The sequence below is a fragment of the Candidatus Accumulibacter aalborgensis genome, assembly GCF_900089955.1.
Lineage (GTDB): Bacteria > Pseudomonadota > Gammaproteobacteria > Burkholderiales > Rhodocyclaceae > Accumulibacter > Accumulibacter aalborgensis.
Genome location: NZ_FLQX01000001.1, coordinates 34,359 through 59,906 on the forward strand (window position 1 = coordinate 34,359; position 25,548 = coordinate 59,906).

At 63.4% G+C, this 25,548-nt stretch carries 25 protein-coding genes and 1 riboswitch; of the genes, 15 read left to right on the forward strand and 10 right to left on the reverse strand.

What is annotated here, in order from left to right; all coding sequences use genetic code 11:
- Positions 1-44 precede the first annotated feature (44 nt).
- The 10 genes from ACCAA_RS00150 to ACCAA_RS00195 all read right to left on the reverse strand — a co-directional run bounded on the left by ACCAA_RS00150 (position 45) and on the right by ACCAA_RS00195 (position 7,866).
- Positions 45-1,478, reverse strand: coding sequence for a carbohydrate porin (locus ACCAA_RS00150; RefSeq protein WP_186405228.1), 1,434 nt, complete (start codon positions 1,476-1,478; stop codon positions 45-47).
- A gap of 42 nt (positions 1,479-1,520) precedes the next feature.
- Positions 1,521-2,387 carry an energy-coupling factor ABC transporter ATP-binding protein gene (locus tag ACCAA_RS00155; protein WP_186405229.1) on the reverse strand — a complete coding sequence of 289 codons (867 nt, stop codon included), beginning with the start codon at positions 2,385-2,387 and terminating at the stop codon, positions 1,521-1,523.
- Positions 2,384-3,130, reverse strand: a complete 747-nt coding sequence (cbiQ, locus tag ACCAA_RS00160; RefSeq protein WP_186405230.1) for a cobalt ECF transporter T component CbiQ — start codon at positions 3,128-3,130, stop codon at positions 2,384-2,386. Before cbiQ ends, ACCAA_RS00155 begins: the two co-directional genes overlap by 4 nt.
- Positions 3,124-3,471, reverse strand: coding sequence for an energy-coupling factor ABC transporter substrate-binding protein (locus tag ACCAA_RS00165; RefSeq protein ID WP_186405231.1), 348 nt, complete (start codon positions 3,469-3,471; stop codon positions 3,124-3,126). Before ACCAA_RS00165 ends, cbiQ begins: the two co-directional genes overlap by 7 nt.
- Complete coding sequence (locus tag ACCAA_RS00170; protein WP_186405232.1) at positions 3,468-4,145, reverse strand: energy-coupling factor ABC transporter permease; 678 nt, start codon at positions 4,143-4,145, stop codon at positions 3,468-3,470. The genes ACCAA_RS00165 and ACCAA_RS00170 overlap by 4 nt, the downstream gene beginning before the upstream one ends.
- A gap of 130 nt (positions 4,146-4,275) precedes the next feature.
- Positions 4,276-4,485: riboswitch (cobalamin riboswitch) on the reverse strand.
- A 90-nt stretch (positions 4,486-4,575) separates the two neighbouring features.
- Positions 4,576-5,031: a ferritin-like domain-containing protein gene (locus ACCAA_RS00175; RefSeq protein ID WP_186405233.1), complete on the reverse strand. Its 456-nt coding sequence runs from the start codon at positions 5,029-5,031 to the stop codon at positions 4,576-4,578.
- A gap of 47 nt (positions 5,032-5,078) precedes the next feature.
- The gene (locus ACCAA_RS00180) at positions 5,079-5,348 is read right to left on the reverse strand and encodes a hypothetical protein (protein ID WP_186405234.1); all 270 of its coding nucleotides are present in this window, start codon (positions 5,346-5,348) and stop codon (positions 5,079-5,081) included.
- Position 5,349: 1 nt separating this feature from the next.
- Positions 5,350-7,218, reverse strand: a complete 1,869-nt coding sequence (gene feoB / locus ACCAA_RS00185) for a ferrous iron transporter B (RefSeq protein ID WP_186405235.1) — start codon at positions 7,216-7,218, stop codon at positions 5,350-5,352.
- Positions 7,215-7,502: a FeoA family protein gene (locus ACCAA_RS00190; RefSeq protein ID WP_186405236.1), complete on the reverse strand. Its 288-nt coding sequence runs from the start codon at positions 7,500-7,502 to the stop codon at positions 7,215-7,217. The genes feoB and ACCAA_RS00190 overlap by 4 nt, the downstream gene beginning before the upstream one ends.
- A complete protein-coding gene (locus ACCAA_RS00195) occupies positions 7,471-7,866 on the reverse strand; it encodes a hypothetical protein (RefSeq protein WP_186405237.1) in 396 nt (131 codons plus the stop codon). Before ACCAA_RS00195 ends, ACCAA_RS00190 begins: the two co-directional genes overlap by 32 nt.
- A gap of 50 nt (positions 7,867-7,916) precedes the next feature.
- Between ACCAA_RS00195 and ACCAA_RS00200 the strand changes: the two genes are divergently transcribed.
- From ACCAA_RS00200 to tolA, 15 genes are all read left to right on the forward strand, one after another.
- Complete coding sequence (locus ACCAA_RS00200; protein ID WP_186405238.1) at positions 7,917-9,026, forward strand: Ppx/GppA phosphatase family protein; 1,110 nt, start codon at positions 7,917-7,919, stop codon at positions 9,024-9,026.
- 13 nt (positions 9,027-9,039) lie between these two features.
- A complete protein-coding gene (locus ACCAA_RS00205; RefSeq protein WP_425394429.1) occupies positions 9,040-9,444 on the forward strand; it encodes an RNA-binding S4 domain-containing protein in 405 nt (134 codons plus the stop codon).
- A 176-nt stretch (positions 9,445-9,620) separates the two neighbouring features.
- The gene (locus ACCAA_RS00210; RefSeq protein ID WP_186405239.1) at positions 9,621-9,770 is read left to right on the forward strand and encodes a hypothetical protein; all 150 of its coding nucleotides are present in this window, start codon (positions 9,621-9,623) and stop codon (positions 9,768-9,770) included.
- Positions 9,771-9,791: 21 nt separating this feature from the next.
- The gene (locus ACCAA_RS00215; protein WP_186405240.1) at positions 9,792-14,186 is read left to right on the forward strand and encodes a beta strand repeat-containing protein; all 4,395 of its coding nucleotides are present in this window, start codon (positions 9,792-9,794) and stop codon (positions 14,184-14,186) included.
- The gene (locus ACCAA_RS00220) at positions 14,187-15,878 is read left to right on the forward strand and encodes a ShlB/FhaC/HecB family hemolysin secretion/activation protein (RefSeq protein ID WP_186405241.1); all 1,692 of its coding nucleotides are present in this window, start codon (positions 14,187-14,189) and stop codon (positions 15,876-15,878) included.
- 187 nt (positions 15,879-16,065) lie between these two features.
- Positions 16,066-18,303: a CHAT domain-containing protein gene (locus tag ACCAA_RS00225; RefSeq protein ID WP_186405242.1), complete on the forward strand. Its 2,238-nt coding sequence runs from the start codon at positions 16,066-16,068 to the stop codon at positions 18,301-18,303.
- A gap of 108 nt (positions 18,304-18,411) precedes the next feature.
- On the forward strand, positions 18,412-19,275 hold the full coding sequence (locus tag ACCAA_RS00230) for a DMT family transporter (protein WP_186405243.1): 864 nt from the start codon (positions 18,412-18,414) through the stop codon (positions 19,273-19,275).
- Positions 19,272-19,826, forward strand: a complete 555-nt coding sequence (ruvC, locus tag ACCAA_RS00235) for a crossover junction endodeoxyribonuclease RuvC (RefSeq protein ID WP_186405244.1) — start codon at positions 19,272-19,274, stop codon at positions 19,824-19,826. The genes ACCAA_RS00230 and ruvC overlap by 4 nt, the downstream gene beginning before the upstream one ends.
- Positions 19,827-19,839: 13 nt before the next feature.
- Positions 19,840-20,415, forward strand: a complete 576-nt coding sequence (ruvA, locus tag ACCAA_RS00240) for a Holliday junction branch migration protein RuvA (protein WP_186405245.1) — start codon at positions 19,840-19,842, stop codon at positions 20,413-20,415.
- Between the two features lie 7 nt (positions 20,416-20,422).
- Positions 20,423-21,514 (forward strand): AI-2E family transporter, encoded by a 1,092-nt coding sequence (locus tag ACCAA_RS00245; RefSeq protein ID WP_186405246.1) that lies wholly within the window; start codon positions 20,423-20,425, stop codon positions 21,512-21,514.
- Positions 21,511-22,629: a Holliday junction branch migration DNA helicase RuvB gene (gene ruvB, locus ACCAA_RS00250; RefSeq protein WP_245754353.1), complete on the forward strand. Its 1,119-nt coding sequence runs from the start codon at positions 21,511-21,513 to the stop codon at positions 22,627-22,629. Before ACCAA_RS00245 ends, ruvB begins: the two co-directional genes overlap by 4 nt.
- A gap of 141 nt (positions 22,630-22,770) precedes the next feature.
- Positions 22,771-23,214, forward strand: a complete 444-nt coding sequence (gene ybgC, locus ACCAA_RS00255) for a tol-pal system-associated acyl-CoA thioesterase (protein ID WP_186405247.1) — start codon at positions 22,771-22,773, stop codon at positions 23,212-23,214.
- On the forward strand, positions 23,211-23,888 hold the full coding sequence (gene tolQ / locus ACCAA_RS00260; RefSeq protein ID WP_186405248.1) for a protein TolQ: 678 nt from the start codon (positions 23,211-23,213) through the stop codon (positions 23,886-23,888). The genes ybgC and tolQ overlap by 4 nt, the downstream gene beginning before the upstream one ends.
- A 4-nt stretch (positions 23,889-23,892) precedes the next feature.
- Positions 23,893-24,297, forward strand: a complete 405-nt coding sequence (gene tolR, locus ACCAA_RS00265) for a protein TolR (RefSeq protein ID WP_186405249.1) — start codon at positions 23,893-23,895, stop codon at positions 24,295-24,297.
- An 11-nt stretch (positions 24,298-24,308) separates the two neighbouring features.
- Positions 24,309-25,532 carry a cell envelope integrity protein TolA gene (gene tolA / locus ACCAA_RS00270; protein WP_186405250.1) on the forward strand — a complete coding sequence of 408 codons (1,224 nt, stop codon included), beginning with the start codon at positions 24,309-24,311 and terminating at the stop codon, positions 25,530-25,532.
- Positions 25,533-25,548 lie beyond the last annotated feature (16 nt).

Consider the following 25,548-nt stretch of genomic DNA (forward strand, 5'->3'; position numbering starts at 1 on the left):
ACGGCACCACAGGGAAAGTCTTTAGACCTGGACCTGACCGGTGCTCAAAGCGCCATCTGCACGCGGACACCCGCCACAGTGGAATTCGGCAGCGAGAGATTGGGGTGGACGATGCGCTGGACGACGGGTTGCACGACCACTCCAGGCAGCACTTGCGCGCGATAAGTCACTTCCAGAGCGGTTTCATCACTCGACGACAGCGGCGCGCCGATCGATTCCGATAACTGGGCACGTCCCTGGGGGTCGGCGTGCGCACGCGTCACGGCGATCCCGAAGCTGTCTTTCTCGCGACTGGCGAACGTGCCCCTGCTGCTCAGGCCGACGCTGACCGAGTACGCAAGCGTACTGGTGGTGCCGTCGGTGAAGCCGTAGCGGACGAAGGCAGCCAGATCGCGATTCGACCTGGGCACCCGATAAACGCTCTGTTCCGCGAGAAGGTAGGCGCCCCAGTGCGTCGCCAGCAGCGGGTCGCCGGCGGCATCGACGGCAACGAGTTGCGGGAACTGCGGCGTATAGCGCCAGGCGCCGAGGGCCAGCTTGCTGATCGGCTGGAAATCGTCGCCTTTCTTGTCGTCGCTCTTTTGCTCGCCGGATACGGGTCCATCGTGGAGCCATCCTGCCTTGGCCGGGCTGAGGCCTAGTTCACCGATCAGCATGCTGCCGCTACCGTTCTGCCAACTGATGTTGGGGCCGGACGTAGCGATCCGATCGGACGGGATTCCCCGCGTCACCGCCAACATCGCGTACCAGGCGGGATCGGGATCGATGCGCAGGCGGGCGCCGTAGGAACTCGTGGCGTAGATCGAGGGACCGGCGAGACTGCCGAAGTTGGCAGCCTCGGCAGCCATGCCGAAGGACGGATGCAGGAAGACCCCCGACGAATCGGTGACGTAGAACTCGCTATCGATCGGGTAGAGGCCGACCCGTACGGACGCCTTGTCGTCGAGGAAAGACTGCTGCAACCAGGCCTTGAAGATGCCGCTACGGTTGACTGGCGCCTCGAAGTTGTCGATGCCCATCAGGCTGCCGACGTAATTGAGGTTGGGCCTGCCGCCGCTGTTGCTGATCAGTTGCAGATAGCCGGAGCCGCCTTTCCAGCCGAAAAGCTTCTCGCCGTCGAACTGCACGATGATGTCGGCGTGGCCGACATAGGCGCCGCCACGCTGCAGGCCGCCGGTGGTGTTGTAGAGGTAGTCGGCGGTGTACAGGAGGTCGGCCTGCACCCCTGCGTCGTAGAGACGCTTGCGAGCGCCGCCCCAGTCACCGGTCACGGTGATTTCCTGCCAGTTGGGGGTGTCGTCGGCGGCAGCGGGTTCGGCCGCAGCCGCGGCGTCGGGAGGCGCTACGGGGGTGGCCGCATCGACCTCGCCAGGCGCGACCGGATTGTCAGCCGCCATAGCGGCCAGCGGCTGCCCGAGAAAAGAAGAGAGCAGTAATGCCGTAACCAGGTGGTGAGCCTTGTTTTCTGGAATGAACATGTCAAGTGCCTTTCGTGTTTGTTTTGGTGACCATCGCCGCACTCAGTGGCTTTGGCTTGTTGGCCCATCGAGCATGGCCAACAGCTCGCTGTGGCTTCGCGGCAAGGCACTGTCCGAGAGCAGCCCGTGCGCGCCAAGTGCGCGCTGCAGTTCAACGACTGCGGGCAATGGCAGCCCAACTGCCGACAAAGCGTGACCATCGTCCGCCAGTTTCGCCGCGTCCAGCGAAGCAACACAGCGTCCGCCGGTCATCAAGTGAATCCGGTCGGCCCAGCGGTAGGCGAAGTCGATATCGTGGGTTGCCAGCAGCAGGGTAATTCCCCGGCCGTTAAGCTCGTCCAACACTGCCAACAGCTCCTTCCGCATGCCGTGATCAAGGCCGGCCATCGGCTCGTCGAGCACCAGCAACTCGGGGTCCATGGCGAGGACGCCGGCAATGCAGACCCGCTTCTTTTGTCCAAAGCTCAGGTTGTGCACGGCCTTGTCGGAAAAACTGGCCATCCCCACCGCCTGCAGCGCTGCTGCGACACGTTCGCGTGCCGACTCCTGACCCAGCCCGAGATTGAGCGGCCCGAAGGAAACGTCTTCCTGCACGCTGGCCGAGAAGAGTTGGTGATCCGGATTCTGGAAAACCAGGCCAACCTTGCTGCGAAGTTGGCGCAGGCCGCCACGGCTGTAATCGACGGCTGCTCCGGCGTAGCGCACCAGACCCGACTGCGGACGCAGCAGACCGTTGGCGTGCTGAAAGAGCGTCGTCTTGCCTGATCCATTGGCGCCAATCAGGACATTGCGGCTGCCGAGGTGGATGGCCAGCGAACAGCCATCGAGGCCGACACAGCCATCGGGATAGCGAAAAGTGACGTTCTCCAGTTCGAGCAGCGTATTCGTATTGTCTGCGGGCGACTTCATGACCACCCTACGGCCAGCGCGACGAGCGCACTGCCAGCCGCCGTCGCGATGATGGCATCGCGGCCGCTATTGGCAAAAACCGGTTCGAGAAAACGCAAAGGGCCATCGTTGTTGCGCGCCTGCGCCGCCATGTGCAAGGCGTGGGCGCGCTGCCACACCTGCAAGGTCAGGTTGGCCGCCAGACCGCCGAGCGAACGTATGGCGAGACGCGGTGTGGCGTAACCCAGCCGGGCGGATTGCGCGCTCAAGGTGTCGTGCACTGCTGCCGAAAGAACGAACAGCATCCGGTAACAAAGCACCATGATTTCGAGCAACACTTCGGGGGTTTTCAAGCGGCGAAAGAGCGCGATCAGGTCAGTGAGTGGCGTCGTCAGGACAAGAAAGAGCAGTGCCGTCAGCGCAGCGATCGAACGTGCGCTGACTTCGGCAACTTTTTGCATACCGCTCGGCGTCAGCGCCAACGAGAGTTCGCCGGTGCCGTCATCGAGCCTCAGAGAGAACGCCAGCGACAGGCAACTGATGCCGAGAAAGAAGAACGCCGGCGTCACCGCACGCAGATAGCGTCCGCTCGGTATTCCGGCGCCAGCCAGCGTCGCTGCGGCGATCAGGAGAGCGACGACCACAGCGGCTGCCGGCGCCCCCGCGGCGAAAGCCGCGCAGAAGCCGCCAAGCGCGAAGATTCCCTTGGCCGCCGGCGAGGCTTTCCGCCATCGATTGGCGTAGGCCGATTGCTCGATCAGCATGATGCGGCACCTTCCTCCACTGCCTTGCCGCGTGCAGAATACTTTTCACGGGTGACCGAAACGCCCAGGTAGTAGCCGATGAAACCGGCCCCCAGAGCAGCCTGCAAAGCGAACAGCAGAGAGGCGATCTCCGCGCTGGCCGGCTCGATCAGCGGCTCGAACCATCGCCTGTAGTTCGGATTGATGTCACCGATCAGATCCTTTGCCTTGTCATCTGACCCGGCAAAGATCTCGACTCGCTGGCCATCGGCAGCCGGTGCCGGCTTCTGTACCAGCCACAGCGGAAAAACGGCGAGCAGGACAACCAGAATCAGCAGCACGAGGTTTTGATGGTGTTTCATGCGTGCGCCTCGCTGCCGTCAAGAAGCTTGAGGTCCTTCAACTCCTGTGGGTTGAAGCGGATCAAGGCGTTGAAGATGACCACCGTCAGTAGCCCCTCGCTGATCGCCAGCGGGATCTGGGTGATCGCGAAAATTCCGGCGAACTTGGCAAAAGAGGCGACAAAACCGCCTGCCGGGTCAGGGAAGGCCCAGGCCAGTTGGAGCGAGGTGGTCACGTAAGTCAGCAGATCAGCCATGCTGGCGGCGATGAAGACGCCAACCGCGAAGGAAAGCTTCAGGCTGCGCGCCAGGCGAAACAAAGCGGCAGCAGCGAATGGTCCGACGATAGCCATCGAGAAAATGTTGGCCCCGAGTGTCGTCAGACCGCCGTGGGCGAGCAACAGCGCCTGGAAGAGCAGCACCACCATGCCAATCGGCGCCATCGCTGCCGGGCCGAAGAGGATGGCACCAAGCCCGGTGCCGGTGGGATGCGAGCACGTGCCGGTCACTGAGGGCAGTTTCAACGCCGAGACAACGAAGGTAAAGGCTGCTGCCACGCCGAGCAGCATCCGTTGCTCCGGATTTTCGCGGATGCGCTTCTTGACGGCGTAAAGGCCGTAAGCAACGAACGGCGCGGACGCCACCGACCAACCGACTGCATGCTCTACAGGCAGGAAGCCTTCCATGATGTGCATGAATCTCTCCCAAGAAATGACCAGGAGCGCCATTCGGAGAGAAAAGCAATCAGATCGGAAGAAAAGCCGCAGCACGAAAAAGCCGACTGACAGCGAATCAACAGACGCGCTCCCTTTACCCCGGGGAATGGCGCTACGTTTTATTCGGGCCGGTCTTCTGGCTTGCCGTCGAGCTTCTCCAGCAGCCTTCCCATGCCCGAGCACAGTGGCGTTTTGCGGAGTCGTCAGACTTTACAGCAGCGGGGGCTGCGCCGGAATGTCTGAAGAATCAGAGTCACCGGCTTCCCGTTTCACCCGCCCCACGGTCGTGGAGCAAGGCACCCAAACGTCTCGAATGGTACATCAAACACGATTCAGCCCCAAACATGAATTCGCCGCCCGGGCCTGCACGGCAAGCGCAGAGCAGGCGCTCTCGGTTGGCTCCGGTATATCAGGCCTGGAATGCTTCAGTCTCTCCCGGCCGTCGAAGCATCTTGTTGACCTCGTCACTGTGCAACTCTTCACTGACGATCAGTTCGCGGGCGTATTCTTCGAGCAGGACGTTCTTCCCCTCAACGAGCGCGAGCAGCCGATAGTAAGCCCCTCTGGCCAATGTTTCGTGCTCCAGACTTTCGCGCAGAATATCGCCCATGTCATGCCTGTGCGTTTCGAGCAGCGGGCCGATCCCCAACGAGGGATGCCCGCCGAGCAGGGTTACCAGTTCGCCTGCTCGACTGGCGTGCATGAGGCTCTCGTCGGCGTTCTGTTTCATCCAGTCCACAATCGGGATGCGGTTGTAGCCAAAAATCATCAGCGAGTAATGCGTGTAGCGGACAACGCCCGCCAGCTCAAGCTCCATGATTTCGTTGAGAACGGCAATTGCTTCTTCGCGATTGAACTCACTCATTTTCATTCTCCACAGTTAGTGCCACAGAAGAGGCCAGGCCTGCAATTTTACGGGTCTTTCGTTTTTGTCTTGGTGACCATCGCCACGCTCCGTGGGATCGGTTTTCTGGCGCAGCCGCTGCAACCGCCACAGCCGCTGCCATTGGCGCGGGCCCGTTGGTTTCGCAGTTCCGTGTCGGGTTGAGCAAAGCCGACCCGCTGCGCCAGCCTGACACAGCCTTCGACCAGTGCGACCCGCACAGCGCCCGGCACGAGCCGCCAGGTCGCGTAGGTAGCGGCGCAGGCCACCGCGCTGTAGACCACCAGTTCCTCGAACATGTCAGCCTCCGGTGAGGAGCAATGCCACGCGGTAAGTGACGAAAGCCGCGCCATACGCCAATGCAAACAGATAGCCGGCCATCAGCAGCGGATAGCGCCACGAGTTGGTCTCGCGCTTGACGACCGCCAGGGTAGACAGGCATTGCGGCGAGAAAACGTACCAGGCGAGGAGCGAGTAAGCCGTCGCCAGCGACCAGCCGGCAGCCAGCATTGGCGCAAGTTGGTCAGCGACGTCGCCGGTTGCCGAAAGCGCATAGACCGTTCCCAGCGCCCCCACGGCGACTTCCCGCGCCGCCATGCCGGGGACCAGGGCGATCGAAATCTGCCAATTGAAACCGATCGGCGCAAAGACGACTTCGAGCGCGTGGCCGAGCATGCCGGCATAGCTGTATTGAATCGCCGGTCCGATGGCGCCGTCGGGTGCCGCCGGAAACGATGACAGGAACCACAGCACGACCATCAGCGACAGAATGATGTTGCCGACGCGCATGAGGAAGATCCTGGCGCGTTCGATCAGACCGAGCACCAGATTGCGGCCATGCGGCCAGCGGTATGACGGCAATTCGAGCATCAGCGGATGCTGCAAGCCTCTGGCGACGGTAAGCTTGAGCATGCCGGCGACCGCCATCGCGCTGACCACACCGGCCACGTAGAGGACGAACAACACCAGCCCCTGCAGATTGAAGACGCCAGCCACCGTGGTGTTCGGGATGAAAGCACCGATGATCAGCGCGTAGACCGGCAGCCGCGCCGAACACGTCATCAGCGGCGCAATCATGATCGTCGCCAGCCGGTCGCGCCAGTTGGCGATGGTACGCGCGGCCATGATGCCGGGAATGGCGCAGGCAAAGCTCGATAGCAACGGGATGAACGAGCGGCCGGAGAGGCCGACGGTACCCATCAAACGGTCGAGCAGGAACGCCGCGCGCGGCAGATAGCCTGAGTCTTCGAGGGCCAGAATGAACAGGAACAGGATCAGGATCTGCGGCAGGAAGACCAGCACACTGCCGACGCCGGCGACGATGCCGTCGACCAGTAAGCTGCGCAGGATGGTATCCGGCATGCGCTCGGTAAGGAACGCGCCGAACGCCTGGACGCCGCTCTTGATCAGATCCATCGGCGCATTGGCCCAACTGAACACCGCCTGGAACATCAGGAACAGCGTCGCCGCCAGAATGAGCATTCCCCACACCGGGTGCAGTACGACGCGATCGATGCGCTCGTCAAAGCGCGTGTCGAGCACCGGCTCGCGCACCGTTGCGGCAAGAATGCGCCGTACTTCGCGCTGAGTGGCGGTGACGTCGGCGACATCCGGCGGCAGCCAGGCAGTCGGATGCGGCAGATCACCCGGCAAGGCCGCTTCGAGCTGGGCAATCAACTCGCTGGCGCCGCCGCGTTTGACGGCAACGGTCTGGACCACCGGCATGCCCAACTCGCGCTGCAGCGCCGGCACGTCGATGGCGATGCCACGCTTCTTGGCCAGGTCGGTCATGTTCAGCGCCAACACCATCGGCAACCCGAGGCGCTTCACCTCCAGCACCAGCCGCAGGTTGAGCTTGAGGTTGGTCGCGTCGCTGACACAGACCAGCAGGTCGGGACGCTCTTCGCCGGCGAGGGCGCCGAGCACGACGTCGCGGGTAATCTCCTCATCGATACTGACGGCGTTGAGACTGTACGCCCCCGGCAGGTCGAGGACGCGAAACTGCTTGCCCGCCGGCGTCGTCAGTTGCCCCTCTTTGCGGTCGACGGTCACGCCAGGGTAGTTGGCGACTTTTTGCCGGCTGCCGGTGAGCAAATTGAACAGTGCCGTCTTGCCGCAATTCGGGTTGCCCAGCAGGGCCAGCCGCAAGGCCATATTCGCAGTGCTCATGCGTTTACCTCGTCCTTGCGTAGCGGAGCGACCAGCACCCGCTCGGCTTCGAAGCGGCGCAAGGCGAACATCGTGTTGCCGACCCGCACTGCGACCGGATCGCCGCCCGGATACCCGCGGGCGACGATGCGCACGCGCTCGCCATCGACAAAACCGATCTCGAACAGGCGCAATGCCAGTTCCCGGTCGGTCGCCTCGCCGCTAGTGACGAGCGGCCCGCTGCTTACCGTTCCCTCCTGGCCCATCGGAAGGTCAAACAGGCTGATCAATTCCATCGCTTTCATGTGCTTTGCTACCTCCCTTCAATTCCATGGTCATCTGCATGCCTGCGAAAAAAACCGCCGCGACGCTGGCCAACACGGACGCAGTATACATGAGAATGATTCGCATTGCCACAGGTTGAAGGAAGCATTTCTCCATGGCGAGTCCACCAGTCAAGATAACTGGTGGCGCGTAAAGGACCAGTGCAAGCGTTTGGGCAAGCAATGCGTCTTCATCAAAAGCGCCGGTGTGAGCAGCTTTGGCCGGGTCGTCGGTGCCGCCTGCGCCCGGGGTGAGGCTACTTGGCCTTGAGCGGTGATCATGGGGGTGGTTGGTAAAGGCGACGCCCTGCCGGCGATGGTGGGAGTAATCGGGATAGGCATTCATTGATGGGGTCCATTCTTTGTGATGTTGGTGGCTTGAGGCAAAATGTCGACATGAAGAGAATGCTTCCCGTTGGCCGCTCGGTGGTTTGCCTCGTTTTTCTCGCCTGCCTCCTGTCGTCGGCCTTGGCCGGCGAACGCTGCCGTATCGCCTTTGACATGGGATCTTCCGGAATTCGGGCAGGCGCTTCGAACAGCGCGGTCACGCGGAGCACAGAGATCGATTACCTGGCGGCGCTATGGTCGGGGCGCGGACTTGAGGCCACTTTGCCGGCGACAGTGTCGGCCCTTGCGGAACTGCCTGCGACAGCGGGCTTCGCGGGCGATTGCGAACGTGTGGGAGGTGGCTTTTCGGCTTGGCGTCTTGCCGGTCAGCAGGACAAGGAACGTTTGCTGACGATACTGGCGCAGATTCGTGAGGCGACCGGCGTCGCCGTCCTGGTCATTCCCCAAACCGTAGAAGGAGCTTATGGCTACTTCGGTGCGCGGCAACTTCTCGGCAAGGGCTTGACGACCAGTCACGTGCTCGACATCGGCGGCGGCAGCCTGCAGATTTCCGGCGCGGACACATCTCTCGGCGAGATGCTGGGCCAGAAGGTCTGGTACCGGCATTTGTGCCGGGCGATTCGAGGCAGCGAATCAGCCCCCTGCCATTTGCAGCCAATGAGCGATGAGGAGGTGGCCATTGCACGCCGTCTGGCCGACGAAAAGCTCGCTCGCGTGTCGCACGCCCTTCCTGCGCCGGTGACCATGACCGCTGTCAGCCGTCCGGTCAGTCGCGGTGTATTTCCCGCGCTGACCCGACTGGCGGCCGGGGGGTCGATTTCAGCGAGCGCTATCGACCGCGACGGATTTCAGTTCCGTGCGCTGAGCAAGGCAATCCAGCGCATCGCGCCGCTCTCCAGCGAGACAAGCACGGCTCTGGTCGACGCGTCCCCGGTCTTCGGAGTGTATCTGCTTTCCGACATGCTGCTCGTCGAGGGCTTGCTGCGTGCGACGGGCGGCGAATACCTGCGGGTCGCCGAACTGGACCTGACCAACCTGCCCGGTCTGCTGGCCGACGACCGGGCTTTCCGCTGGGGACGGCATTATGGCTGCTATCTGGAGCGCCTGCGCCACCTGAACCTGGACGCCTACCACAGCGACGCGGGAAGTTGTCCGTGAGCAGGGCCTGCTGGTGACCAACCCGGAGCAAACCGCGCTGGAGCACATGCGGGTCGACAAGTGGCTGTGGACGGCACGCTTCTACAAGACGCGCTCACTGGCGGCGCTGGCCATCGCCGCTGGCCACGTCAGGGTCGGCGGCCACTCCGTCAAGCCCGCTCGCGAGATCCGCTGCGGCGACCAGCTCGAGATCGCTATCGGTGACGTCGTCTGGGCCGTTGTCGTCCAGGGCCTCAACGAACAGCGGCGCCCGGCCGTCGAAGCGCAGCGGCTCTACCAGGAGACGCGTGAGAGCGGCCAAAGGCGTGCTGCGCAGCAAGAAGCCCGACGACTCGCGCCTGTCCCTGGCAGTGACCTGCGCGGTCGGCCGACCAAGAAGGCCCGGCGACAGATCAGAGGCTTCAACGAGAGCTTCTGAAACGGTGCGCAGACCGGGTAGCGGCACTTGACCGGGGACCCTCCGGCGGCGATACTCATGCTCTCTGCCCTGCCTCCCGGACCGTCTTCCGACGCCGGCGGTTCTACCAGGGTAACGCTGGCCCGGGAGGCTACACCGATGGCCCCAACACGATCATGAGTGGACGACCCCCCCGAGTGACCGACTCCGGTGCCCACATGATTTATCCGGCCGTGCTGACGCGCCGCATTCAGCTCGGCCTGGCGGCTGCGGTAATGCTCATCAATCTGGCCGTCTACGGCTGGCTCGCTGATCGGCTGCGCCAGCGCGATTGCGCTAGAAACTGAGTCAATTGTCGGGGGAACATCATGATAGGGACATTCTGGCTGCGGTCACTCTTTCTCTCTCGGGTGCTGGTCACTGCGGCACTGCTGACGATGGCCATGCGCGGCTACGGAGGGGCCGGGATCGCTACCGACGGCAGCGTCGGCGCGCGGCAGACGATTGCCGGCGCGAATGCGGGCGCGGGACGTTTTGTTATCCCGCAAGCCCTGGGCTCAGTCGTCGGTAACAACCTCTTCCATAGTTTCTCGAAGTTCAATATCGACACGGGGCAAACCGCCGACTTCACCACGAGCACGGCTACACTTGCCAATGTGATCAGTCGCGTCACCGGTGGATCGCCATCCCAGATCAACGGGATGCTGCAACTGACGCCGGCTGCGGGTTCGGCGCCGGCCTTCTTCTTCATCAACCCGTCCGGTGTCGTTTTCGGCGCCGGCGCCTCGATCAATGTCCCCGGCGCGTTTCACGTCAGCACGGGCGATTACGTCAAGTTCGCCAACGGCGACAAGTTCTATGCCAATCTTGGGCAGGCCAGCACGCTGTCGAGTGCCGCGCCCGAGGCATTCGGTTTTCTCGGCAGCACGCGTGCCCCCATCGCTGTCCAGGAGGGGGCGACGATGGCGACCCAGATCTCGCAGCCGATCAGCATCGTCGCCGGGGACGTCGAGATCAACAATGGTGTCGTTTTCGCGCCGGGGGGCGACATTCGGGTGGTGGCTCTCGGCCAGGCGGCGCAGGAGGTCGGCTTGACCGGCATGTTGGCAGCGGCATCGGGCAAGCTAGCCATCCTGAATGGTGGAAGCATCAGATCACCGGTTGCTGGCGCAATCGATGGCGGCGCGATTGCCGTCAGCGCCGGCAGGATCACCATCGACAGCCAGGGAAGCAGCAAAACGACAGGCATCCTCACGCGGGCCGAGTCTGGCACGGGCAACGCCGGGAGCATCGACGTCTCGGCGAAAGAGGCTCTTGCCATCGTCAACGGTGGCGTCATCTCTGCCAGTACCTACGCCGGCGGTCACGCCGGCACGGTCAAGGTCAGCGCCGGCGGGATCACCATCGACGGCCAGGGAAGCCCCAGCACGACAGGCGTTTTCAGCAACGCGGCCTTCGGCAGTACGGGCAACGGTGGCCGCATCGAAGTCTCGGCGATCGGAAATCTCGCCCTCGTCGATGGCGGCGAAATAGCTTCCAGCACTGGCTCCTCCGGCAATGCCGGCACGGTCAAGGTCAGCGCCGGTAGTATCGCCATCGACGGCAAGACCAGCGACCTCTACACAGGAATCCTGACAGACACCGTCAGCACCGGCAAAGCCGGCAGCATTGAGGTCTCTGCGGCGGCGGATCTCGCCATCGTCAATAGCGGCCAAATATCTGCCGACACCTACTCAGTGGGTCGCGCCGGCAAGGTCACGGTCAGCGCCGGCAGTGCGACCGGCAATCTTTTCCTCGTCAATGGCGGCCAGATATCTGCCACTACCTACGCCTCCGGTGACGCTGGCACGGTCACGGTTAGCGCCGGCAGCATCGCCATCGACAGACAGGAAAGCAGCAGCGTGACAGGCATCTTCAGCCGAGCGGGGGATGGCACCGGCAACGCTGGCAGCGCCGAAGTCTCGGCAACCGGTCATCTTTCGCTCGTCAATGGCGGCACCATCTCTGCCGATACACTTTCCGCCGGTAACGCCGGCGCGGTCAGGGTCAGCGCCGGCAGTATCGACATCAGCAGCCAGGAAAGTAGTGGCTTTACCGGCATTTTCAGCCGCGCCGAGGCGGGCACTGGCAGCGCCGGCAGCGTCGAAGTCTCGACGGCCGGGACGCTGGCCATCGACAAGGGTGGCGCCATATCTTCCGATACCTACACCTCTGGCAACGCCGGCACGGTCAAGGTCAGCGCCGGCAGCATCGCCATCGACAGGCAGGGAAGTGGCAGTTTTACCGGCATTTTCAGCCGAGCGGTGGGCAGCGCGGGCAGCACTGGCAACGCCGGCAGCGTCGAAGTCCTGGCGACCGGGGATCTTTCCCTGGTCAATGGTGGCGTAATCGCTTCCGATACCTCCTCCGCCGGTGACGCAGGAACGGTCAAGATCAGTGCCGGCAGCATCCGCATCGACGCGCAGGAAGGTAACAGCTTTACAGGCATCTTCAGCCAGGCGACGCGGGGCACGGGTAACGCCGGTAGCGTCGAAGTCTCGACCACCGGGAATCTCTCCCTCGTCCATGGCGGCGAAATCACTTCCAACACCCACTCCGCCGGCCATGCCGGCACGGTCAGGGTCAGCGCCGGCAGTATCACCATCGACGAACAGGGAAGCGGTGCCTTTACAGGCATCTTCAGCCAGGCAAGTTCCGGCACCGGAAACGCCGGCAGCGTCGAAGTCACGGCGATCGGGAATCTTTCCGTCGTTCATGGCGGCGAAATCGCTTCCAACACCTACACATCGGGTCACGCCGGTACGGTCAAAGTCAGCGCTGGCAGTATCGCCATCAACGCCCAGGAAAATGGCAGCCTGACCGGCATCTTCAGCACAGCGAAGCCTGACAGCACGGGCAACGCCGGCAGCGTCGACGTCTCGGCGAGCGGGGATCTTTCGCTCGGTAACGGCGGCCAAATCGCTTCCAACACCTACTCCTCCGGCCGCGCCGGCACGGTCAGTGTCGGCGCCGGCAGTATCGCCATCACCAATGGCAGCCAAATCTCTTCCGGCACCTTTTCCTCCGGTGAGGCCGGCACGGTCACCGTCAGCGCCGGACGTATCGCCATCGACAGACAGGGAAGCGGCATCCCGACAGGCATTTTCAGCCAGGCGAATGCGGGCACGGGCAACGCCGGCAGCGTCGACGTCTCGGCGACTGAAGCCCTTTTCCTCGACCATGGCGGCGTAATCACGTCCAATACCTACTCGTCTGGTCACGCTGGCACGATCAAGGTTAGTGCCGACCGTATGGCCATTGACCATGGTGGCGCCATCTCTTCCAGTACCGCCTCGTCCGGTGACGCCGGCACGGTCGAGGTCAGCGCTGACAACATCACCATCGGCAGTCAGGGAACCGGCAGCCCAACCGGCATCTTCAGCGTCGCGACGCTCGGCTCCGGCAACGCCGGCAGCGTCGACGTCTCGGCGATCGGCGGTGTTTTCCTCGACCATGGCGGCGTCATCTCTTCCGACGCCTTCTCCTCAGGTCGCGCCGGCACGGTCAAGGTCAGCGCCGGCAGTATTGCCATTGACGATGGCGGCAACATATCTTCCAGCACCTACGGCACCGGTCACGCGGGGACGGTCAGTATCGCTGCCGGCAGTATCGGCATCGGCAGCAGGGGAAGCAGCAGCGGGGGATACATCCTGAGCGCAGCGGTGCTTGGCACCGGCAATGCCGGCAGCGTCGACGTCTCGGTGAGCGGGGCGCTTGCCCTCGACTACGGCGGCGTCATCTCCTCCAGCACCTTGACTGCCGGCACTGCCGGTTCCGTCACGGTCCGTGCCAGCTCGCTTCGGGTGGATGGCGATGCGAACAAGATCAGCGCCGCGGCGGCAAAAGGGTCTTCCGGGCAGACCGGTTTTATCAGCGTCACGGCGAATGACATCACGCTCGCGAACGGCGGCCAGATCTCCATCGAGAACCAGGCCACGGTTGCCAATCCATCAGCGCTGACGCCCACCTCGATTACCGTGACCGCGCCACGCATCACGATCCTGAACAGCCCGGATGCGATCAGCACCCGATCGACCGGCAACGTCGCCGCCGGAAGCATCAAGATCACCGCCAGCGACACCCTCCGTCTCGACCCTAGCGGCATCACCACCACTGCCAACCAGGGGAACGGTGGCGCCATCGACATCACCGCCGGGCTACTCTGGCTGCAGGACTCGCAGATCGCCACGTCGGTCCTTGGGCTGGCCGGCAACGGCGGCAACATCGCCATCATCGCCGACTCGCTGATCATGAACACCGGCTTCATCCAGGCCAATACGGCGGCGACCAATGCCAGCGGCGGCCTGGTGTCGATCACGGTGAACAATCTGGTGGCCAGTGGCAACACCTTGTTCCTCGGCGGCAATACGCCTTACACCTACCAGCCGGGCGTTTTCGGCTTCAACGTCATCCAGGCGGCGGCACCAACGGGGGTCAGCGGAACGGTGCAGACTTCTGTGCCCAGGCTGGACGTCACGTCCAGCCTGATCGGCCTCGACACGCGCCTGATCAACGCCCAGGTCGCGCGCCGTCTCTGCGAGAACACCCGCGGCAGTTCGCTGGTCCCGGTCGGGCGCGGCGGACTGGTGCCTGGCGGAGCGGATTTCCTGAGTCCAGGCCAGATTTCCGGCATCGGCTTCGTCGCCTCGCCAACGGTGAGCTTGCCCACCGTGCACGCGAACCGGCCGACGAACACTTTTTCACCTTGCCTGGCAGTCCTGTAAATGCTCAAGACTCCTTTGCTCGCCGCAGCCGCAGCGCTGACTGCCCTGACGGCCCTCTCGGCGCGGGGTATCGAACCGGATCACCTGAACGCCCAGGAACCGGCACGACCGCCTTACCTGGAGCGCAAGCCCGGCGAGCCCTTTACCCTGCCGCCGATCTCGCCGGATGGCTCCGTCGCTGGTGCCGCACCGGGAGCACCAGGCGTCATGCTCGACAGCGTTCGCTTTGTCGGCAACACGGTCGTCAGCACCGAGGACCTGCAGTCTGTGGCGGCCCCCTTCGTGGGCAAGACCGTCGGCGCCGACGACGTCGAAACGCTGCGCCAGAAGGTGTCACTGCTCTATGTCGAGCGCGGCTACATCAATTCCGGTGCCGTTCTAGACGCCGATGCCTGGGATCACGGAACGCTGACCCTGCATATCATCGAAGGCCGGCTCAAGGAAGTTCGCCTGCATGGCCTCGAGCGGCTCAACGAGCACTATGTCGCCGACCGCCTGACGCGCGATGACGAGCCGCTCAACATCCTGACTCTCGGCGAGCGATTCCAGTTGCTGCTCACCGACCCTCTGTTTGCGCGCATGAACGGCCAATTGCTGCCGGATGCCGAGCGTGGCCAGGCGATCCTCAGTGTCGATGTCGAACGCGCGCGGCCTTACCAGTTGAGCGTCTTCGCCAACAACTATCTGCCAATCTCGATTGGCCCGCAGAGCGGGACGATCGCCGGCTGGGTACGCAACCTGACCGGCTACGGCGACATTCTCGAAGCCAGCTACCAGGACCCGCTCGGCCACGGCGACGCCCGCCGAGGCGCGATCGGCTGGCGCATGCCGCTCAACACCCGGGGTACACAACTCTCGCTCTACTATGACAGCGGCGTGTCTTCGGTCATCCAGCAACCCACCAAGCCGCTCAACATCAAGAGCGACCTGACCAACAAGGAAATCGGCATCGGCCAGGTGCTGTCGGAGACGCTCAGGCAGAGGCTGGCGATCGGCGTGAACCGGGTCTGGCGCGAGAACAGCACGACTTTGCTTGGCGAGCCTTTCTCCTTCGTTGCCGGAGAGCCGACGGGCACTTCGAAGGCCACCGACTGGCGCTTCTGGCAGGAGTATTCCCACCGCTCGGACAACCAGGTGCTGGCTTTGCGCTCGACCTTCACCTTCGGCGAAAGCAACGAGCTCCCGGCCAGCGCCTTCCCCCTCCCTGGCCTGACGCTGGACCACAACTATTTCATCTGGCTGGGGCAGGCCCAGTATGCCCGGCGGATACTCGACAACGGCAGCCAGTTGATCCTGCGCCTGAATGTCCAGGACACGCCCGATCGTCTGATTCCCATGGAGCAGATGGCGGTCGGCGGAATCAATACGGTGCGCGGCTATCTTGAAAACCAGTTGGTGCGTGACAACGGCGTGGTGGCCAACATCGAGCTGGATTTCCCCGTGCTGGCCGATGGTGCGCGCCAGTTGCAGCTCAACCTGAAGCCCTTCGTCGATTATGGTCGCGCCTGGAACAGCGACGCGGCGGCGTCGGTCATTGCCTCTGCTGGCCTGGCTACCCGGCTGCGCTGGCAGGGGCTGACCTTCGATCTGTCGCTGGCGAAACGGATCTATCACTCGCGGACGGTGATCAGTAACGGCTCCAACCTCCAGGAAAAAGGCATCGAGCTGCAGTTGTCCTACTCGTTTTTCTAACGGTTATGAGAAGTCATGACCGTTTCCCTCCCTTGCAGGGCGCATTCCGGCTTGCACGCCGGAATCGCTCGATGGGCACGGAGCATGCTCCGCGAATTCCCCATCTCACCCCCCGACCCCTCTCCCGCAAGCGGGAGAGGGGAGATTCGTGAGTCGCTCCCGCGACTTCCATGGTAAGGAACGGCAAATGAGCATCCTCGGGTCGCCTGTCGTCAGATTCTTGCTGGCCATGCTGTTCGCACTCACTGCGCAGGCGGCGCCGGATTCGGAGGCGCTGGCACGAGGCGTCGCGCTGCGCAATGGCGGCAATCTGCAGCAGGCCATCGATTACTTCCGCTCGCTCGATACCGGCGAAGATCGCGTGGCCGCTAGCGGCGAACTGGGAGCCTCACTGTTGCAGGCTCGGCGCTACGACGAGGCCGAGGCTTACTTGCGCGAAGCCTACGCCAGGACCGCGGGCAGCGAACGTGCGCGCTATGCCATCGAACTTGGCAACCTGGCCGCTGCGCGCCGGCGGCCAGCCGAGGCCTTGCGCTTCTACGCCGAAGCGCAGACGCTGGCCGGCGGCGATTCGGCTCTCGCCCTCATGGCGCGCATCAACGAGGCCCGCCTAGCCGATCGCCGGGAGCGGCCGACCCTGCTCGCGGCGATCTCGCGCGACCTCGCCCGTGTCAACATTCCTCTGGCGCGTGCGCGCCTGCGACTCTCTGTCGGCATCTTGGCGAGCGAGGTCGGCAGCGTGCAGATCGCTTACGAGAACCTCGACGAGGCACGCATCCTGGCCGTGCAGGCCGGCGACGTCCGCGTCGAGGTCGAGGCACTCGACGGTCTGGCGCAGCTTTATGAGCGGCAGGGCCGCTACGACGAAGCGCTGCGCTTGAGCCGCCGCGCGATCACCCGCGCCCAGACGGTAGACGGCATATACGCCGACATCCTGCTCCGGCTCGAATGGCGCCAAGGCCGCCTGCTCGCGGCGCAAGGCGCCAACGAGCAGGCGCGGGCGGCCTACCTGCGCGCCATCGCGCAGGTCGAGAGCATTCGCCAGGACATCCCCATCGAATATGAGAGCGGCCGCTCGTCGTTTCGCGATACCTTGGAACCGATCTATCTCGGCCTTATCGATCTGCTGCTGAAGAAAGCCGACGCGGCCGAGGGCAGCGAGCGCGTCGCTCTGCTGCGCCGCGCTCGCGACACGGGCGAACTCATCAAACAATCGGAACTGCAGGATTATCTCGGCGAACGGTGCAGCGTCGACGCGGCGCAGAACAGTACGCAAGCGGGTGTGGCGGCGGGGACGGCGATTTTTTATCCGATCGTTCTCCACGATCGAATCGAGGTGATCTTCGAGTCAGGCGCCGGCATCAGTCGCCATACGACGAACATGGACGCCCAGTCGCTGCGCAAACTGGTATCGTCCTATGCGGAAAAACTCCGTGATGGCGAACCGGATTACCTCGACGGCGCGGTAAAGCTTTACGACATTCTCGTCAGGCCTTTCGAGAACGAAATCATCGCCCAAGGCGTGCATACCCTCCTGGTGGTGCCCGACGGCGTGCTCCGCTTGCTGCCCTGGGCGACGCTTTATGATGGCCAGCAGTTCCTCGTCCAGAAGTACGCGCTGGTCATCAACAGTGGCCTGTCGATGACCAGTCAGACAGCTACCCGTGGCCAAGTGTTTACCGCTCTTGTCGCCGGAATGGCTAAGCCTGGGCCGGTCGTCGACCGGCTATCAAGCAGTTCGCTGGCCCAAATCCTGGACCAGCCCGCTTCGCGTTCTGCTCTCCCCCTGGCCCAGAATAGAACACTGCGCAAAGTATCGCTGTCCACCCGTGCGGCGAGAAGCGCTGCGGACATGTCCATTGTCAAGGAGCAATTGGCCCTGCCGGGCGTCAAGCTTGAAGTGGACAGCCTGGCGAAGATCCTGCCCGGCACCAGCCTGCTCGACGGAACCTTCACCACGGCACGCCTGAGTGACGAGTTTGCAAAGGGTGAATACCACATTGTCCATCTGGCTACCCACGGCTTCTTCGGCAGCACCGCAGACGAGAGCTTCATCATGGCCTACGACAACCTGGTGACCATGGATGGATTGCAGAAACTGCTGCAAGTGGAAGGCGTCAGAAGAACTCCCATCGAGTTGCTCACCCTGTCGGCCTGCGAGACGGCCGAAGGCGACGATCGCTCGCCGCTGGGCATCGCCGGCGCGGCGATCAAGGCCAAGGCAAGGAGCGTCCTCGGCAGCTTGTGGCCGGTTTCCGACGAGGCGGCGCAGTTGGTCATGGAGCGCTTCTACCAAGGCATCGTGCGCGACGGCCTCTCGAAAGCAGAAGCGCTCCGCCGTGCGCAAGTCGTGCTCATTGCCGATCCCAATCTGAATCACCCCTTCTATTGGGCCCCTTTCATCCTTGTTGGCAACTGGCGTTAGCCGTGTTTCGGGGAGAGCGTCCACTCTCCAGAAACACGGCGGTCTGTTTGCCGCCATGGCGGCCGCAATGCTTGCTACACTGCCGCCCTGCGTCCACAAGCCGACCCCATGCCCCGTCCGTCATCGCTGCTGCCTTTCCTGTTCGTTTTCCTGTGGAGCACCGGCTTCATCGGCGCCAAGTTTGGCCTGCCTTACGCTGAGCCGCTGACTTTCCTGCTCGCCCGCTATCTCCTGGTCCTGTCGCTGATGACCGCGTTCGCTCTGGCGACGCGTGCACCCTGGCCGGCCGACCGCCGTCAGATTATCCATATCGGCGTCTCCGGCCTGCTGGTACACGCGACCTATCTCGGCGGAGTGTTCATGGCCATCAAAAACGGCCTGCCGGCTGGCGTGACCGCCCTGGTGGTCGGCATGCAACCGCTCTTGACGGCCGGTGGTGCCGGTTTCCTGCTCGGCGAGCGCGTCTCGCCGCGGCAGTGGCTGGGGCTGGTGCTCGGCTTTGCCGGCGTGGCGCTGGTCGTCGCCAACAAGCTTGGCGACGTGCCGCTGGCCGCGATGTTGCTGCCGGCGCTCGTCGCTCTGCTGGGCATCACCGTCGGCACGCTCTACCAGAAACGCTTCTGCCCGCACTTCGACCTGCGCACCGGTTCGGTGATCCAGTTCCTGCCGACGGCGGGGGTCACCGCGCTGGCTGCGTGGGCGACCGAGACCATGCGCATCGAGTGGTCGCCGCAGTTTGCCTTTGCCTTGTTGTGGCTGGTACTGGTGCTCTCCTTTGGCGCCATCAGCCTGCTCAACGTGCTGATTCGCAGCGGCAGCGCGGTCAATGTCGCCAGCCTGTTCTACCTGACGCCGCCGAGCACGGCGGTGATCGCCTGGCTGGTCTTCAATGAGACGCTGTCCGGACTGGCGCTGAGCGGGATGGTGCTGGCGGTCGGCGGGGTCTATCTGGCGCGGGCGAATGCCCGATGAACGACAGCGCCAAAGTCGCGCTGCGCATTCTGGGTATCGATCCCGGCCTGCGCATCACCGGCTTCGGCCTGCTCGAAAAAGTCGGCAATCGGCTCGCTTACCTGGCCAGCGGCTGCATCCGCACCGACGCCAAGGACTCACTGCCCGGCCGCCTGGGAACGATCCACGCCGGAGTGCGCGAACTGGTGGCCGCACACAAACCCGATCAGGCGGCAGTGGAGATCGTTTTTGTCAACGTCAATCCCCAATCGACGCTGCTGCTCGGCCAGGCGCGCGGCGCGGCGATCACGGCGCTGGTCGCCAGCGGCCTTGAGGTTGCCGAGTACACGGCCCTGCAGGTCAAGCAGGCGGTGGTCGGCAACGGCCACGCCGACAAGGCGCAGGTGCAGCATATGGTCCGCCGCCTGCTATCCCTGTCGGCCGACCCCAGGCCGGACGCGGCCGATGCGCTCGCCTGTGCGATTGCGCACGCCCACGGCGGCCAGGGACTCGGAGCTCTGACGAGCCGCGGGCTGCACGTGCGTAACGGCAGATTGATAGTCGGCAAATGAGCGAGGGCAAAACATGATTGGTCGGCTGAGCGGAATCCTGCTCGAGAAGAATCCACCGCAGGTGCTCCTTGACGTGCAGGGCGTCGGCTATGAAATCGACGTGCCGATGAGCACTTTCTATAACCTGCCGGCGAATGGCGAGAAGCTCAGTCTGCTGACCCATTTCGCGGTCCGCGAGGACGGACAGTTTCTCTACGGCTTCGGCAGCGAAGCCGAACGCTTCGCTTTCCGCCTGCTGCTGAAAATCTCCGGAGTTGGCGCGCGCCTGGCGCTGTCGGTGCTTTCCGGCCTCTCGGTGAGTGATCTGGCCGAGGTGGTGGCCCGTCAGGAGGTCGGACGCCTGACCAAGGTGCCCGGCATCGGCACCAAGACCGCCGAGCGTTTGCTGCTCGAGCTCAAGGGCAAGCTTGCCGACGCTCTGCCGGCCAGCGCCGTGCCGACCGATGGTGCGCGCAGCGACATTCTCAATGCGCTGCTGGCGCTGGGTTACAATGACCGCGAAGCGGCCGCAGCGATGAAACAGTTGCCCGCCGACACCACCACCTCCGACGGCATTCGTCAGGCGCTCAAGCTGCTGTCAAGGGTCTGAATCGACAATGAACTCCGGCCACAAACAACTCATCCAGATCGCGCTCGTCGCGCTCCTGCTGATCGGCTGTGTCGCCGTCCTGCTGCCGTTCACCGGCACGCTCCTGTTCGCCATCGTCATCTGCGTCACCACGCTGCCGATCCGCAACCGTTTGCTGACCCTCTGCCGCGGACGCAGCAGCCTCGCTGCACTGCTGGTGTCGATCCTGCTCCTGATCCTGCTCGTCGCACCGATGGCGCTGCTCTCGGGGTCGCTTGCTGACGGCGTCGAGCTGGCCATTCGTTACTTCAAGCCGCTGATGGAAAAAGGACTGCCCGCCACCCCACCGGAGTGGCTGCTCAGAATGCCGTTCGTCGGTCCGGACGTCGCCAACTACTGGCAAGAGCTGATCGAGAGCCGGGAGGAGATGAACGCCCTGCTGCGCCAGGTCCTCGATCCGACGCGCAGGCTGGCGCTGGGTGCCGTGGCGCTGTTCGCGCAGGGACTGCTGCAACTCGTGCTGGTGATTTTCTTCGTCTTCTTCATCTTTCGTGACGCGCACCTCTACGTGGAAGCACTACACACCGGCAGCCGCATGCTCGCCGGCGATCTGGGCGAACGGATGCTGGCGCTGGTCGAAGGAACGGTCACCGGTGTGATGGCCGGCATCGTCGGCACCGCGGCGGCGCAGACTATCGTGGCGATGATCGGTTTCATCATTGCCGGCGTTCCGGGCATCATCATTCTGACCCTGGCCACTTTCTTCTTCTCGATGATCCCGGTGGTCGGCGCCACGCTGATCTGGCTGGGTGCCGCCGTATGGCTGTACAACGAGGGCCAGACCGGCTGGGCCGTTTTCATGGTGCTGTGGGGAATGTTCGGCATCAGCAGCGTCGATAACTTCCTCAAACCGGTGCTGATTTCACGCAGCGCCAGCCTGCCACTGCTGCTCATCGTGGTCGGGGTTTTTGGCGGTGTGCTGGTCTTCGGCTTCATCGGCCTTTTCCTCGGCCCGACCCTGCTGGCCCTGGGGCAGGTGCTGGTCCGCGAGTGGCTGGCGCACGCCGACCCCGACGCGCCGGGGTCGACGTCGGGAAGCGGCGAGGGCGGGTTGCGATGATCGAAACCGATGACCTCGGCAGTATTTCGGTCGACCGCCTGATCTCGGCTGAGTCGAAATCGACCCAGGAAGAGTTCATCGAGCGAGCCCTGCGGCCTCGGCGTCTGGCCGACTACGTCGGGCAAGCGAAGATTCGCGAGCAGTTGACGATCTTCATCGAAGCAGCCAGGAAGCGTAGCGACACGCTCGACCACGTGCTCCTGTTCGGTCCGCCGGGTCTCGGCAAGACCACGCTGGCGCATATCATCGCTGCCGAGATGGGCGTCAACCTGCGCTCGACTTCTGGCCCGGTACTCGAACGTGCCGGCGATCTGGCGGCCATCCTGACCAACCTCGAACCGCGCGACGTGCTGTTCATCGACGAGATCCACCGTCTCTCGCCGGTGGTCGAAGAGATTCTCTACCCGGCACTGGAAGATTTCCAGATCGACATCATGATCGGCGAGGGCCCCGCGGCACGTTCTGTCAAGCTCGACCTGCCGCCCTTTACGCTGGTCGGTGCGACGACTCGCGCCGGCATGCTGACCAATCCGCTACGCGACCGCTTCGGCATCGTCTCGCGGCTCGAGTTTTACACGCCCGAGGAGCTCATGCTGATCGTCACCCGCTCGTCGCAACTGCTCAAGGTGCCCACCGATGCCGGCGGCGCGCTGGAGATCGCGCGGCGCTCGCGCGGTACGCCGCGCATCGCCAACCGCCTGCTGCGCCGCGTGCGCGATTTCGCCGAGGTGAGGGCCGCAGGCCACATCACACAGGAGGTCGCCGACGCGGCTCTGCTGATGCTCGACGTCGACCATGGCGGCCTCGACGTCATGGACCGCAAGCTGCTCTCCGCGGTGATCGACAAGTTCGGCGGCGGTCCGGTCGGCGTGGACAATCTGGCCGCCGCCATCGGCGAAGCGCGCGATACCATCGAGGACGTGCTCGAACCCTATCTGATCCAGCAAGGCTTCCTGCAGCGCACGCCGCGCGGCCGGGTGGCCACGGCGGCAGTTTACCGTCACCTCGGCCTCGACAAGCTGCTCGGCGAACGGCAAGGCGAGCTTACTTTGAAAGTCGCGCCAACCGCTGACGAATCTCCCCTCTCCCGCGTGCGGGAGAGGGGTCGGGGGTGAGGGAAACGAGCATGACTTTGATGATCGGGGGTGTCTTGAAAATCATGACCGTTTGGCGGGCGCCCTGACCGGCGCGCCAGACCCGCAGTCACAAATACTTACATTTGCCAGAAGCAGGCGACACTAGAATCGAACCCGGCCATGAAACACCCCCACAAACTCAACGCTTTTGCCATTCCAGTGCGTATTTACTATGAAGATACCGACGCCGGCGGCGTCGTCTATTATGCCAACTATCTGAAGTTTTTCGAGCGCTGCCGTACCGAATGGCTGCGCGAGGTCGGCCATCAGCAGACAGATCTGCTGCGCGACCCCGGCATTGCTTTCGTCGTGCGCAGGGTCAGCGTCGAGTACCTGAAGCCGGCACGGCTCGATGATCAACTCGTCGTCGGCCTCGAAGTCGAGAAGATCAGCCGCGCGCAGATCTTTTTTCGTCAGCACATACGGCGCGCCGATCAGGCCGTCGCCGGCGGCTGGGAAGAGCTGGTCAGCGGCGCGATCCACATCGTTTGTGTAAACTCCGCGCTGATGAAAGCGACTCCGATCCCCGCTCTCCTGCGCTCCAAACTGGAATCTCTGCAATGAATGTCTCGCAAGACCTCTCGATCCTGCAACTGATCATCAACGCCAGCGCCGTCGTGCAGGGGGTCATGCTGCTGCTGGCTGCCGTCTCGTTCATGTCCTGGTACTATATCTTCCGCAAGTGGTTCACGGTGCGCGCGGCGCGCGCGCAAACCGAGCATTTCGAGCGTGACTTCTGGAGTGGCGGCGATCTCAACAGCCTCTATCAGAGCGCGATCAATGACCGTCACAGCACCGGCAACATGGAGCGTATCTTCGAGGCCGGTTTTCGCGAATTCACCAAACTGCGCAGTCAGAAGAACCTCGACCCGAAAGACGTGATCGACGGCTCGCGCCGCGCCATGCGCGCCACTTACCAGCGGGAAATGGACAGCATCGACTCGCATCTCGCCTTCCTCGCTTCGGTTGGCTCGGTCAGCCCCTACGTCGGTCTGTTCGGAACCGTCTGGGGAATCATGCATTCGTTCCGCGGCCTCTCCAACGTCGGCCAGGCGACACTCGCTGCGGTCGCACCCGGCATCGCCGAAGCGCTGGTCGCCACCGCCATCGGCCTTTTTGCGGCGATTCCGGCGGTGGTCGCCTACAACCGCTTCGCGCACGAAATCGATCGTCTCTCGTCGCGCTTCGAGTCCTTCATGGAAGAGTTCTCGAACATCCTGCAACGGCAGATGAGATAAGGCCATGCGTCCGCGTCGTCTGAAGAACGAAATCAACGTCGTCCCCTACATCGACGTCATGCTCGTGCTGCTGGTCATCTTCATGGTCACCGCACCGATGATGACCACTGGCACGATCGACGTCCCTTCGGTGGGCAAGGCGGCACAGACGCCGGGAGAAGCCCTGCGGGTAGACGTCACCGCTGACGGGAAGCTCACGCTGGTTCTCCCGGGGAAGTCCGATGGCAAGCGCGTGAGTCTCGGTGATCTCGGGGCAATGGTTGTCGCGGCGCAGAAGACTCCCGAACAAGCCGTGGTCGTTGCCGGCGACAAAAAGGTAAACTATAAGGCGGTGATGGATGTCATGGCAGCGCTGCAAAAGGCACAGGTCAAACGCATCGGCCTCCTCGTCGAACAGAGCGGGCAGTGAGTTACTGAGCGGTGGAAGCTGTCGACCAGATCATCCTGCCGCCGCAGGACGACCCCGCGAAATGGCCATCGCTGGTCCTCTCGGCGACCGTCCACTTGCTGCTCATCGCTGCGTTGTTCCTCGGCGTGCAATGGAAGAGCAAGCCGCCCAGCTCGGTCGAAGTCGAAGTCTGGCGCTCCGCACCGGCACCGACGGTGGTCAGCGAACCCGAGCCAACACTCGAAGCCAAGCCCGAAACCCGGCCAGCACCCGAGCCGAAACCCGAACCCAAGCCTGTTCCAAAACCCGAGCCGACGCCCGAACCGAAGCCCGAACCGAGACCGATTCCAAGGCCGGCGCCAAAGCCTGAACCCAGGCCGGTTGCCAAAGCAATACCCAGACCCGAACCTAAAGTGGAGCCGAAGCCACCAGCCAAGCCGGATATCGCGCTGAAGGAAGACAAGAAGCTCAAAGAGCCGGAGAAGAAGGAAGAGCCCAAGGTCAAGGAGCAGCCGAAGAAAGAGGAGCCCAAGGCCAAGGAACTGCCCAAGAAGGAAGAGCCCAAGGTCAAGGAGAAGCCGAAGAAAGAGGAACCCAAGGCCAAAGAACCGCCCAAGCAGGAAGAGCCCAAGGTCAAGGAGAAGCCGAAGAAAGAGGAACCCAAGGCCAAAGAACCGCCCAAGCAGGAAGAGCCCAAGGTCAAGGAGAAGCCGAAGAAGGAAGATCCCAAGCCGAAGGAACCTCCCCGGAAAGAAGCTCCAAAGCCCAAAGAGTCTCCCGGCAAGGATGAAGCGAAGCCGAAGGAGGTCACCAAACCTGCGCGCCCAAGTTTTGACGATGAACTGAACCGTGAAACGAAGCAACTGCAGCAACAGAAAGCTGGGCAGAAAGCGCTTCAGGACCAGCACGCCCGCGCCGAAGCCGAGGCGCGCCAACTCAAGCAACTTCAGGCTGAACAGGCGTCTGCCGACAACAAGCGCGGGCTCGCCGAATACATCGAAAAAGTGCGCGGCAAGATTCGCGGCAACATCTCTCTGCCGCCGGGCATCCAGGGAAACCCGCAGGCCGTGTTCGAGGTCACCCAACTTCCCTCGGGCGAGGTGCTCGAGGTCAAAGTTCGCCGGTCTAGCGGCAACCCGGCGCTCGACGCTGCCGTCGAGCGCGCCATCCGCAAATCCTCGCCCTTGCCCAAGCCTGCCCAACAGGAACTGTTCTCGCGCGTGCTGAGCATTCCCTACAAACCACACGACGATTAGAGCCCGCGGCCGGCTG